6 protein-coding genes are annotated in these 13,031 nt (G+C 60.2%); 5 read left to right on the top strand and 1 reads right to left on the bottom strand.

What is annotated here, in order from left to right; genetic code table 11:
* The first annotated feature begins 1,665 nt into the window (after positions 1–1,665).
* Positions 1,666–7,647 (top strand): hypothetical protein, encoded by a 5,982-nt coding sequence (locus tag C7S18_RS14605; RefSeq protein ID WP_106892263.1) that lies wholly within the window; start codon positions 1,666–1,668, stop codon positions 7,645–7,647.
* Positions 7,648–7,921: 274 nt separating this feature from the next.
* Here C7S18_RS14605 and C7S18_RS25020 read toward each other — a convergent pair whose 3' ends face one another.
* Positions 7,922–8,026, bottom strand: a complete 105-nt coding sequence (locus C7S18_RS25020) for an excalibur calcium-binding domain-containing protein (protein WP_240624046.1) — start codon at positions 8,024–8,026, stop codon at positions 7,922–7,924.
* An 813-nt stretch (positions 8,027–8,839) separates the two neighbouring features.
* On the opposite strand from C7S18_RS25020, the gene hemP reads away from it, so the two are divergent.
* The 4 genes from hemP to C7S18_RS14580 all read left to right on the top strand — a co-directional run bounded on the left by hemP (position 8,840) and on the right by C7S18_RS14580 (position 13,017).
* Positions 8,840–9,028 (top strand): hemin uptake protein HemP, encoded by a 189-nt coding sequence (gene hemP / locus C7S18_RS25200; protein WP_106892261.1) that lies wholly within the window; start codon positions 8,840–8,842, stop codon positions 9,026–9,028.
* A 177-nt stretch (positions 9,029–9,205) separates the two neighbouring features.
* Complete coding sequence (locus C7S18_RS14590; RefSeq protein WP_106892260.1) at positions 9,206–11,521, top strand: TonB-dependent hemoglobin/transferrin/lactoferrin family receptor; 2,316 nt, start codon at positions 9,206–9,208, stop codon at positions 11,519–11,521.
* A 10-nt stretch (positions 11,522–11,531) separates the two neighbouring features.
* Entirely contained in the window at positions 11,532–11,996 is a 465-nt protein-coding gene (locus C7S18_RS14585; protein ID WP_106892259.1) for a hypothetical protein, read from the top strand.
* 64 nt (positions 11,997–12,060) lie between these two features.
* Positions 12,061–13,017 (top strand): DUF6607 family protein, encoded by a 957-nt coding sequence (locus C7S18_RS14580; RefSeq protein ID WP_106892258.1) that lies wholly within the window; start codon positions 12,061–12,063, stop codon positions 13,015–13,017.
* The last annotated feature ends 14 nt before the right edge of the window (positions 13,018–13,031 follow it).

The following is a 13,031-nucleotide window of genomic DNA, read 5'->3' as shown; positions in this document are numbered from 1 at the left end:
TCACCCCGGACTTGATCCGGGGTGGGTTTGAGGTTCTTGCAGTCGTACAGAGGCGATGTTGAGCGCACGCGATGGGTCAGCTCGCCGCGAGCTTGAACCCCGCCCCGGATCAAGTCCGGGGCGACGAATCGCGAGAATATCCGTCGCGGCAAAATCGTTGCTTCAGAATCCAGGAAGGAGCAGTTTCCCAAGGAGTTCGAATCCACCTCTCGTCACCCCGGACTTGATCCGGGGTGGGTTTGAAGTTCTTGCAGTCGCACAGTGGCGATCTTGAGCGCAAGCGTTGGGTCAGCTTGCCGCGAGCGTGAACCCCGCCCCGGATCAAGTCCGGGGCGACGAATCGCGAGAGTGTCCGTCGCGGCAAAACTGTTGCTTCAGATGTTAGAAAGGAGTGGTTCCCCAAGGATTTCCAATTCACCTCTCGTCACCTCGGACTTGATCCGGGGTGGGTTTGAAGTTCTTGCAGTCGCACACAGGCGATAGTGAGCGCAAGCGTTGGGTCAGCTTGCCGCGAGCGTGAACCCCGCCCCGGATCAAGTCCGAGGCGACGAATCGTGAGAGTATCCGTCGCGGCAAAATCGTTGCTTCAGAATCCAGGAAGGAGCGGTTTCCCAAGGAGTTCGAATCCACCTCTCGTCACCCCGGACTTGATCCGGGGTGGGTTTGAGGTTCTTGCAGTCGCACAGAGGCGATGTTGAGCGCACGCGATGGGTCAGCTCGCCGCGAGCTTGAACCCCGCCCCGGATCAAGTCCGGGGCGACGAATCGCGAGAATGTCCGTCGCGGCTAAACTGTTGCTTCAGACGTTAGAAAGGAGTGGTTCCCCAAGGATTTCCAATTCACCTCTCGTCACCCCGGACTTGATCCGGGGTGGGTTTGAGGTTCTTGCAGTCGCACAGAGGCGATGTTGAGCGCACGCGATGGGTCAGCTCGCCGCGAGCTTGAACCCCGCCCCGGATCAAGTCCGGGGCGACGAATCGCGAGAATGTCCGTCGCGGCTAAACTGTTGCTTCAGACGTTAGAAAGGAGTGGTTCCCCAAGGATTTCCAATTCACCTCTCGTCACCCCGGACTTGATCCGGGGTGGGTTTGAAGTTCTTGCAGTCGCACAGAGGCGATGTTGAGCGCACGCGATGGGTCAGCTCGCCGCGAGCTTGAACCCCGCCCCGGATCAAGTCCGGGGCGACGAATCGCGAGAGTGTCCGTCGCGGCAAAATCGTCGCTTCAGACTCCAGGAAGGAGCGGTTTCCCAAGGAGTTCGAATCCACCTCTCGTCACCCCGGACTTGATCCGGGGTGGGTTTGAAGTTCTTGCAGTCGCACAGAGGCGATGTTGAGCGCACGCGATGGGTCAGCTCGCCGCGAGCTTGAACCCCGCCCCGGATCAAGTCCGGGGCGACGAATCGCGAGAGTGTCCGTCGCGGCAAAACTGTTGCTTCAGATGTTAGAAAGGAGCGGTTCCCCAAGGATTTCCAATTCACCTCTCGTCACCTCGGACTTGGTCCTGGGTCCAGGCAATCTGGCGGCGCGCAATCATTCGTGCAGCGAGTTCACGATGCGTCACGTTCACTGAGTACCATGTTCACGCAGCATCAGTCTCACCCAGCCCCGCAAACTATGGCAGCATAGCGATTGTCCAATTTGGGCGTCATTGGCAGGGAGTGGTCTATGGTTCGCGTGTGTGCGTGGGTATCGATCGGGCTGATCGCTCTGGCGGGCAGCGCCGCGAGCGCAGATCCTGCGCCAATAAAGGTCGCGACGTCCGCGCAGACTCAGGCCGAAGCGCCGGCAGCTGGATTGGCCGCGCTTCCTGCTGATCGTCGGGAGCGCTTGCAGCGCAAGATCGCCAAGCTGCAGCACCCAGAGCCGCAAGGCTTTCCGGACTTGGCCGAGGCGTTCTATGTGAACAGCCGTACCGGGCCCGTCATCACCCGCGGCGACGAACGCACGACTGAGGTTCGTTCCATCGGGCCAGACATGTATACCGATGCAATGCGGCATATCCGCAGCATGCCGCGTCGAACCAGCGCGACGGGCGCCGAACAACCCGCCCTGGGCACTGGCCCGTCTGACTTGTTTGCGGCCACCCCGGGCAATGCGCTGGGCGTGTGGAGCAATCTCGGCCCGAACAATCAGGGCGGGCGAACCCGATCGATTCTGATCGATCCGGGTACCCCGAACACCATGTATGCCGGTGGCGTGGCGGGCGGCGTCTGGAAGTCGACTGATGGTGGCGCCAATTGGGCGGCATTGACCGACCAGATGGCCAATATCGTCATCACTACCTTGGCATTCAACCCGAGCAATACGAACACGATTTACGCGGGCACCGGTGAGGGTTTCGGCAATATCGATGCGGTTCGCGGCGCCGGTATTTTCAGAACCACCGATGCGGGCCAGACATGGTCGCAATTGGCGAGCACCAACAACTCGAACTTCCATTTCGTCAACAAGATCCTGGTCAGTCCGCGCAACACGCAACGCCTTTATGCCGCGACCACCACGGGTTTGTATCGGTCTATCGACGGCGGCACGTCGTTCTCTCTGGTCTTGAACACCACTGCCGTCGGTGGCTGCACCGACATGGCGATGCAAGTCGGTGGTGCGAGTGGTCGGGTGTTCGTGTCCTGTGGTCGCTTCAACAGTCAGGGCACCGTGTATCGCGGTGACGATGCCGACGCCTCGACGTTTGTGTCGGCATTGAGCCTCACTGGACAGAGTCGCAGTTCGATTGCGGTTGCACCATCGAACGAATCCGTCATCTACGTGATGGCGTCACAGGGCACTGCTGGTGGCGGTGCCGGGCAGTATGGTCTGCATGGTATTTACCGATCCACCGATAACGGCGATTCGTTCACGACCCGTCTGAATGGTCTGATCACCGCCACAACGGCGGCGCAAAAAATCCAAGTGTCCTTGCTCACGAACCCAGTCATTGCCGTGCTGGCCGACTGCGGACTTGGCACGTCTTCGTTCAACAACCAAGGCTGGTACGACAACGTCATTGCGGTGGATCCGCTTGATTCCAACCGGGTTTGGACGGGCGGTATCGACTTGTGGCGCTCGGATGACGGCGGTGCGACCTTTGGCGTTGCCAGCTATTGGTGGTTCAACAAGACCGATGTCAACTATGCGCATGCCGATCAGCATGCCATCGTGTTTCACCCGCTCTATAACGGCACGTCGAACGCCACGATGTTCGTCGGCAATGATGGTGGTGTTCAGCGCACGACCAACGCGCGTGGTGGTGTGGGCACGGCACTCGCTGCCGTCTGTGGCACGCCGGTCGCGAGTCCGGTGACTTGGACGGACCGCAGCAACGGTCTGGTGACCACACAATTCTACGATGGCAGCGTGTACCCAGATGGCCTGACCTATTTCGGCGGCCTGCAAGACAACGGCACCCTGCGCGCAACGCTAGGCAACACGAATTGGTCGGTCCTGGCGGGCGGCGATGGTGGCTATACCGCGGTCGACATTAACGGCGCTGGCACGGCTGATGACGTGTTGTTTCTGGAGAACACGAGCAACTCCCTGAAGCGTTCGACGAACGGTGGGGCCTCGTTCAGTAATGCGAATACCGGCATTACCGGTACGGGATTCCTGTTCATCGCACCGTTCACGATGGCGCAAGCCAACCCCGACCAACTTTGGATTGGCGGTTGGGATATCTGGCGGACTACGAATCAGGCGACGAGTTGGGCGCGCGCAACCGGCAGCAACGGGACTTGTGGAACCGGCTCCATATCAGCCATTGCGGTGCATCCGACGGATGGCAATCGCGTGCTGGTGGGGATGTCCGATGGGTGCTATCACTACAACACCGCCGCGTTGTCCGCGCCGAATTCGGGTATCTGGCCCGGCGGCGGCACCATCGCGAGTGGCTATATCTCTTGGTTCGCCTGGGACCCTAGCAACACGAGCATCGCCTACGCGGCGATCTCTGCGTTCGGCATCAATAACTTCTTCAAGTCCGTCGATGGTGGTGTGACGTGGTCGGCGAGTGTGGGCAGTGGCCCAACGGCGTTGCCGCAGATTCCGATTCTGTCGATTGCCGTCAACCCGAACTTCCCGCAACAGATCTTCGTCGGAACGGACCTCGGCGTATTCACATCCATCGATGGTGGCGCGTCCTGGTATGTCGAGAACACGGGTTTTGCGAAGACGCCCGTCGAATCGCTGAAGTTCAATCAGGCGGGAACATTTCTGTATGCGTTCACACATGGCCGTGGCGCTTGGCGTACGCCCGTTTGCAACAACTGCAATCTGGTGACAATTGGCGGCACGGTCAGCGGGCTGCTTCCGGGCAATAGCGTGACGCTGCGGAACAATGGCGTCGACAGCCTGACAGTTTCGGCGAACGGTGTGTTCGTATTTGCCGAGCCCTTGCAGGATCCGAGCGCCTACGCGGTGACGGTGCAGACGCAACCGTCGGCACCGGTGCAGAGTTGCGCCGTCACCAGTGCCAGTGGCACGACGACGGGCAGCAACATCACCAACGTGACGGTCACCTGTACCGGCGGCACGTACACGGTTGGGGGCACGGTGAGCGGACTCGCTGCTGGCAACAGTGTCGTGCTGCAAAACAACGGCGGTGACAACCTAGCGGTCAGCGCCAACGGCGCGTTCACCTTCGCGACGCCGGTGATTGATGGCACGACGTATGCGGTCACGGTATTGACACAGCCCACGACGCCGAATCAAACCTGCGTGGTGAGCAATGGCTCGGGCAGCTCGACTGCGGTGAACATCACATCGGTCAGCGTGGTGTGCACCACCGTCGCGTATTCGGTTGGTGGCTCGGTCAGCGGCCTTGCGGTGGGTAACTCGGTCGTACTGCAAAACAACGCCGGCGACAATCTCACGGTCAACGCAGATGGCGCGTTCACCTTTGCAACAGCGATCAGCGACGGCGGCACCTACGCGGTGACCGTGCTGACGCAACCCACGACGCCAAACCAAACCTGCGTCGTGAACAATGGCAGTGGCACCATCAATGGTGCCAACGTCGCGGGTGTCAATGTGACGTGCACCACGAACACCTACACGGTCGGTGGCACGCTGTCGGGACTCTCGGTTGGCAATACGCTGGTGCTGCAGAACAACGGTGGCGATGATCTGAGCCTCACCAGCAATGGTGCGTTCGCATTCCCGACCGCGATCACCGACGGCGGCTCGTATCTTGTTACGATTTTGACGCAGCCCAGTTCGCCGAGTCAGATCTGCGTGGTGAGCAATGGCACGGGATCGGTCAGCGGCGGCCCCGTGACGAGCGTGTCCGTGAGCTGCGCGAGCAATGCGTTCACGATCGGCGGCACGGTGAGCGGGCTCGCTGTTGGCAACTCGGTCACACTGCAAAACAATGGCGGCGACAATCTGATTGTGTCGAGCGACGGTAGCTTCACGTTTGCCAATACCGTGAGCAACGGTGGCAGCTACAGCGTCAGCGTGCTGACTCAACCGACCACGCCGAATCAGACCTGCGTCGTCAGTAATGGTTCGGGCACGATTTCAGGTGCTGCCATCAGCAACGTCAGCGTGGTGTGCACAACCAACACCTACACGGTTGGTGGCGCCGTGAGCGGATTGGCTGCTGGCAACAGTGTGGTCCTGCAGAACAATGCAGGTAACGACTTGACAGTTGGCGCCAATGGCGCGTTTATGTTCAGCAGCAGCCTGGCTGACGGTAGTGCCTATGCCGTTACCGTGCAGACGCAACCGACGACGCCCAACCAGACGTGCGTGGTGAGCAATGGCAGCGGCACCTTGACAGGCGCCAATGTCACGAACGTCTCGGTGACGTGCACGACGAACACGTACACCATTGGCGGTACCGTGTCGGGGCTCGCGCCGGGCAATGGGGTGGTGCTGCAAAACAATGGCGGTAACAATACGAATGTGGTGGGCAACGGCGGCTTCAGCTTCACAACGGCGATAGCGGATGGCGGCACGTACGCGGTGACCGTGCTGACTCAACCGACCACGCCGAGTCAAACGTGCGTGGTGACCAATGGGTCCGGTACGGTCACTGGCGCGAACGTCACGACGGTACAAGTCACGTGCACGACGAACGTCTACACGATTGGCGGCACGGTCAGTGGTTTGGCCACCGGCAACAGCGTGGTGCTTCGTAACAACGGTGGTGACGACCTGATCGCATCGGCCAATGGCAGCTTCACGTTTGCGACTGCATTGGCCGATGGCGGCAGCTACAACGTCACTGTGCTGACGCAACCGACCACGCCGAATCAAACGTGTGTGGTCAGCAATGGCTCGGGCTCGTTGAACGGTGCGAATGTCACGACTGTCGGCGTGGTCTGTACGACGAACACGTACACCATCGGCGGTACGGTGTCGGGTCTTGCGAGCGGGAACTCGGTGGTGCTGCAGAATAACGGCGGCAATGATGCAACAGTCAGCGCCGATGGCCCGTTCACGTTCTCGACGGCGCTATCGGACGGCAGCACGTTTGCAGTAACGGTGTTGACTGAACCCACGACACCAAACCAAACCTGTGTGGCGAGCAATGGCTCGGGCGCGCTCGCGGGTGCGAACGTGACCAATGTGACCGTGGTGTGCACGACAAACACCTATACGGTGGGCGGGACGGTCAGTGGACTCGCTGCGGGCAATAGCGTGGTGTTGCAGAACAACGGTGGCGGCAACACGACCGTTTCGGTAGACGGGGCATTCGCGTTCGCGACCGCACTGGCTGACGGGAGTGGCTTCAACGTGACTGTGCTCACCCAGCCGACAACGCCGAATCAAACCTGCGTCGTCAGCAATGGTGTGGGCTCGTTGAACGGCGCGAACATATCGAACGTCTCGGTGGTCTGTACAACGAACGCATACACCATTGGCGGCACGGTCTCAGGCCTGGCCGCTGGTAATTCGGTGGTGCTGCAGAACAACGGTGGCAATAACTTGACCGTCAGCGCCAATGGCCCGTTTACGTTTGCAAGTGCGCTCCCGGATGGCAGTGCGTATTCGGTCACCGTGCTGTCGCAACCGACCACGCCCAATCAACTATGCGTGGTCGACAATGGCAGCGGCGTGCTGACGGGTGTCGATGTTACGAACGTCAGTGTGCTCTGCACCACGAATGTCTACACGATTGGCGGCACGGTCAGTGGACTTGCGTCCGGTAACAATGTCGTCTTGCAGAACAACAATAGCGACGACCTGATCGTGTCGGCCAACGGCAGCTTCGTGTTCAGTGTGGCTTTGGCCGATGGCAGTGCGTATTCAGTGACGGTGCTGGCGCAGCCGACCAGTCCGAATCAAACGTGTACGGTCAGCAACGGTACCGGGACGCTTTCTGGGGCGAAAGTCACGACGGTCAGCATCCAGTGCACGACCAACACGTACACCATCGGTGGGACGCTAAGTGGCTTAGCTGCGGGAGCGAGTGTCACGCTTCAGAACAACGGTGGCGACGATCTGGTGTTGAGCGCCAACGGTGCCTTCAACTTTGTGGCACCGCTGACCGATGGCAGTGCCTTTACGGTGACGGTGTCATCGCAGCCAGCCGCGCCGTTCCAGCAGGTGTGTCTGCTCGACCAGGCAACCGGCACATTGAATGGCGCCAATGTCAGTAGTGTCAGCTTGAACTGTGTGGCAACTGGCATCTTTGTTGACAGCTTTGAATGATTGGGCGCTTGACCGCGGTGTGCAATGGCCGCCGCGGTCACGGTGATGACTGAACCCGCCAGCTCGTGTCACGTCCCGCTGAATAAAACCAGCGGCGACGCGGGACATTGATGGCTCGCGCGGGGTGAAGCATGCTCATGCTCTTTTCTGTTGCGCTGAGTCTCGATTGTGCTGTCGCCGGGGCAGACAAGACGCCTCAAGTCTGGGCGGGTGTGAAGGCGCAGGTTGGATTTGTCCAGAGTCGAACCGTCCAATCGCACACTAGTAGCAGGGTTCACCCACACCATTGATCCTCGCAAGGGATTTGATCATCGTCCCCGTCCATTTTGGTGTTCCGGCAGTTTCTCAGGACCCATCTTGCCTCGGCGCACGAGTGCATTTGACTGCAGTACTGCCGTCCGTCGCACTGATACGGCGCCGGCGCTGGTCTGCTGGCCACTTCTGGTTTTGGTTTGGCAGGTGTTTCAACCGCTTCTGCCGCCGACTCTTGTCGATACGACGCGACCAAGTTTGCCTTGGATTGATAGGCGTATAGCCCGTACGCACCAGCGCCAAAAATGAGTAGCCATGTAAACCTTCCACGCATGCGTGCCCCTCGCATCGAAAGAGTTGTCTTCACCAGTTGTTGCGCCAGTCTGCACGTCAAGCAATTGGTGATTCGGATGGGTTGCCAGTCTAGCGACGTTTTCCGTTCATTCGAATCTTCTGCGGTGCGTGAATTGGTAAAGAACTGATTGTTGCGTCGGCATCCGTCGGGGCAGGGTAGAGTCATCGCAGTTTTCCGGGATGGTTCGTGTCTTGGGAGTCCAGCCGTACCTTTGGTGCGCTTATTCGCGCATCAAACTGTCGGCGACGGTGGGCGATTTTCACGACGGCACAGTGTGGCAAGTAGCCCTCTCCCCAGCCCGCTCCCACTCGCGTGGGAGCGGGAGCGCACCCTCCCCCGCAATCGCGGGGGAGGGTCGGGGAGGGGGTTACTTGCGATCAGGATGGGCATCAGTCGTAAATGGACTGAGTACATCAATCAACGGGTTATCGTGTGTTTGATGGGAGTGGCCTTGTAAACGATTTGCGCGAGAGGCCAGGGCAGACACAGGGGTCTGCCCCTGCGGGAATGACGGTCTGGCGCGGGCCTGCGGTCCCGGGCCTTGTGGGCTTGACATGCAAATACGAACTATTATCATTTAGCCGCATGAATGAAGCGCCTGAGCCAAACCAAGCCGATACCGTCTCCGTGCCGAATGCGTCGCCAGATCTGGCCGCGCCGGTGCTCGACAGCGCGCGCTTGCTGAACGGCCAACGTGAAGTGTTGATCCGCCATCAAGGTCAACTGTATCGATTGCAGCATACGCGCAACGATCGGCTGATTCTGACGAAATAGCCCCCGCCGGGCAGCTCAGCGTATCGACTGCCCGGCACTTGCTTGAAACGGTTGGATGCATTGCCGCGTCCGGCCCCAAACGCCCGGCACAACCGGGCCTGTTGTACCGGCTGCCAGCACGGGATTGCCCGAAGCCAGCTCCGCCGGCCCAAGACTTACTTGAGCCCGGAGTGATTCATGCAGCGATACAAGACATCCCCTTTGGTCCTAGCGATCAGCCTCGCATTCTGGCCGGTTGCAAGCGCTCTGGCGCAGGACGGCGCGCCTGCAGCGACGTCCGAAGCGACCGCATCAACGTCGCAACCAACCGATCGCAGCGACAAACCGACGGCTGCGCCGAATGCGCGGGTCTTGGACCCGGTGACCGTGGTTGGCTCCTTGAGCGCGGCGAGTAGCTCAGAGCGTGCCGACAGCGCGGTTGCGATCGACGCGGTGGATCTATCGCGACGCCAAGCCCGCGATCTCAAAGACGCACTGCGCTATGTTCCCGGTGTGTCGGTCAGCCAGGGCAGCGGCCGCTTTGGCATTGGTGACGTACGGATTCGTGGCCTGGGTGGCAATCGCGTCCGTCAGCAAGTCGATGGCGTTGAGTTGTCCGACAGCTTTGCGATTGGCAGCTTCTCCAGCGCTGGCCGCGACTTCATTGATCCGAGCTTGTTGAAACGAATCGAGCTCTATCGTGGCAGTGCGAGTGCGCTTTATGGCTCCGATGCGATTGGTGGTGTCGTGACGTACACCACGCTGGACCCCGAAGACCTGCTGAGCGATCAGGCGACGCGAGCCGCGGCGCGCACCTACGCGAGCAGCGACGACGACAGCTATGGCGGAAACGCGTGGTGGGCGGGGCAGTCAGGCGATTGGTCCATGCTCGCGCAGATCAACCGACAAGAAGGCGGCGAGCGCGAGAATCAAGGCGAGGTGGACACGGCCGATCGCACTCGCACGGCACCCAATTCTCAAGACCAAGAACGCCAAGGCGTGCTCGCCAAGCTCATCTATCAGGCGAACGCGCAACACCGATTGAGCCTGATCGTCGACCGCGTTGACCTGCAAACCGATACCGAAGTGCTGTCCCAGCAAGGACCGCAAACCGTGTTTGGCCAGACTGTGCTGACCCAGGATATGGACGCCGAAGATCGGCAATGGCGCGAGCGCGTCAGCATGGAATGGACGGCATTGCCGGGCGCGCTGCTCGAAGAATCGTTGCTGCGTGCCTACTATCAAGATAGTCGGACGGAACAGGAAACATTCGAGACGCGTGGCACCGTGATTGCCGGCAATGTCGTGTCGCCGACGCGTCGCGAGCGCTTGTTCCAATTCGACCAGCGTACGTTGGGACTCGACTGGCTGGGCAAGCGAACCATTGAAACAGCGGGCGCCGATCATCAGGTCACGCTTGGCGCCAGTCTTCAGGAGGGTCGAATTGCCGGACTGCGCGATGGTCGGAGTATCAACCTGACGACCGGTGCGATCAGCAGCACCATCTTTCCCGATGTGTTCCCGGTACGCGACTTTCCGAAATCGGACACACGCGAGTGGGCGGTGTTCGTCCAAGATCAGATCGCGTTCGCCGAGGGCCGCTTGCAACTAACGCCGGGCGTCCGCTTCGATCATTTCAGCTTGACGCCAAAGCCGGATGCCATCTTTGCGGCCGACAACCCGGGCATCACGCCGGTGGCGCTGAACCACGCGCAATGGTCGCCGAGGCTTGGCGCGTTGTGGCAGTTCAGCGATGAATGGTCGAGTTACGTGCAAGTGGCTGCCGGATTCCGCGCGCCGCCGTACAACGACGTGAACTTTGGATTTACCAACGTGCAGTCTGGCTACACGGCCATTCCGAATCCGGACTTGAAACCCGAATCCAGCCTTGGCATCGAAGTCGGGCTGAAGTGGATTGGCGACGATGCCAGCATCACGTTCTCGGTCTTCGATAATCAGTACGACGACTTTATCGAAAGCCTGCGCTCATTGGGCGTCGATTCGAACACGGGCCTCCTGGTGTTCCAGTCGCAGAACATCGACGAGGTTCGGATTCGTGGCGCCGAGATCCAGGGCCGCTGGTATCTCGATGCGCTGGGCGCCGATGGTTGGGCCGTACTCGCATCCGCCGCGTTTGCGCACGGCGATGACTTGACCGATGACGTGCCGTTGAACAGCGTCGATCCGCTGCGTGGCGTGATCGGGCTGCATTACGACCAAGGCGGGATGCAGTTCGAGTTGGTCAGCAATTTGGCGGCGCGCAAAAAGCGGCTCGCCGCAATCGATTCCCAAGGATCGGCAGCTTTTGCGACGCCGGGCTATGCGACGTTGGATGCTTATGCGTCGATTCCTATAGGCAGCGCATTCTCGATCGACGTGGCTGCCACGAATATCACTGATCGCCAATACTGGGATTGGGCCGACTTGCCCGCGTTGGCGGCATCGAGCACGGTGCTCGATCGGTTCACCCGGCCCGGTCGCGGCTACCGCATCAGTCTGAACTACACCTTTTGAGGACGCTGCCATGGACTTGCGTAACGCTTGTGAACGTTGGTTGGTGCAAGCTCTGACGGACCTTGGACCAGTACTGTGCTTGCATCGTGATGCTGACCCGCATGCCTTGCTTGGGCTTCGTCAGGCAACGTTGATCCGGGTGCAGGTGCGAATCGATAGCGATGGGATTTGTGAGTCGCTGAGCTTTCTGGATGCCGACGAGAATCCCTGCTGGCGTCTGTGCCTGCTGCCCGACAGCAATTACTGGGCCTGGGATCGGATTCTTGCAGAGCTGCAATGCGCGAGCGAGTCCGATGTCAATGCCACCTACTGTCCTGGCAACACGTTTTGGCGCTGTTGTCCGCTGCGCTTGCATGCCTGCGCCACGGTATCTGGCCCCACGCTAGCTGCGGCGCCCGTGCAACTCTCAGCGACCGGGGCCCAACAAGCGGAACGCTTGGCACGCATCGCGAGCGGTGGTCGCCTGGCGGCTTGAACGTTGGCGTGATGTTCGCTCAACACGCCTTCCAAACCTGAACTTAACTGTGGATCGACAACTCATGTCCGTATTGCTCCGAATCAGCTTGCTCATGGCTGCGACAGTCAGCCCCCTCTGCTACGCCAGTACCGCCTCCGACGCCGACCGCCAAGCCATTCTCGCGATGGCTGGCGATTTCGAAGTGCGCTTCCACTTTCAAGAAACCGTTGCGTTGGCTCCTGGCTATCAGACCAAACCCGCCAAAGACTCTGGCGCCTACGAGCAGGTGTTGGTGCTGGAAGACCAGGGCACGCGCATCGTGTTACAGCACTTGCTAGTCGACAAGAAGGGCCATGTCACCAAACACTGGCGCCAAGACTGGACGTTCGAAGCGCGCGAGCGATTCGAGTTCACCGCTGACCAAACCTGGGAGATCAAGCGCCTTGACGAAACCGAGCACCGGGGCACTTGGACGCAGTGTGTCTTTGAGGTCAGCGATGCGCCACGGTATTGCGGCACGGGGCGTTGGCGTCACGCGTACGGCCAGCCTACATGGACCTCAGACCGTTCCTGGCGACCGTTGCCACGCCGCGAATACACCCAGCGCGATGACTACAACGCGATCAACGCTGAGAATCGCCACACGATCACGCCGAATGGCTGGACACACGAGCAGGACAACAGCAAGGTGGTGCGCAAGGCCGATGGCAGCCAAGTGCTAACGCGCGAGTTTGGTTTCAACGACTACCGACGCACCGACAAGGTCGACTTCGCACCGATCACGGCGTACTGGACGAAGACGCAGGCGTTCTGGGCACAGGTGCGCGCAATCTGGAACGAACGCCTGCATGAACACGGCTGGCTGCATCTGGAGACGCCGGTGCACGGTATGCCCATTATTACGGGGCTCTTTACGCTCGCCGAGTCGAATGTGGACGCCAAGCCAGACGTCATCGCAAACGTGATCCGCGCACATACCCGAACGACGCCAGAGGCCAAAACCCAGGCCGACACGACCCTGACCCAAGTGTCGCAATAGTGCGACTCGCAACG

Origin of the sequence: Ahniella affigens (assembly GCF_003015185.1) — a bacterium.
GTDB lineage: Bacteria > Pseudomonadota > Gammaproteobacteria > Xanthomonadales > Ahniellaceae > Ahniella > Ahniella affigens.
This window is presented reverse-complemented; position numbering and strand designations above follow the sequence as displayed.

What these genes read in the sequence shown, in the direction of transcription:
- C7S18_RS14605 (WP_106892263.1), top strand. Translation starts at nt 1,666, where the DNA reads ATGGTTCGCGTGTGTGCGTGGGTATCGATCGGGCTGATCGCTCTGGCG.
- C7S18_RS25020 (WP_240624046.1), bottom strand. Translation starts at nt 8,026, where the DNA reads ATGCACTCGTGCGCCGAGGCAAGATGGGTCCTGAGAAACTGCCGGAAC.
- hemP (WP_106892261.1), top strand. Translation starts at nt 8,840, where the DNA reads ATGAATGAAGCGCCTGAGCCAAACCAAGCCGATACCGTCTCCGTGCCG.
- C7S18_RS14590 (WP_106892260.1), top strand. Translation starts at nt 9,206, where the DNA reads ATGCAGCGATACAAGACATCCCCTTTGGTCCTAGCGATCAGCCTCGCA.
- C7S18_RS14585 (WP_106892259.1), top strand. Translation starts at nt 11,532, where the DNA reads ATGGACTTGCGTAACGCTTGTGAACGTTGGTTGGTGCAAGCTCTGACG.
- C7S18_RS14580 (WP_106892258.1), top strand. Translation starts at nt 12,061, where the DNA reads ATGTCCGTATTGCTCCGAATCAGCTTGCTCATGGCTGCGACAGTCAGC.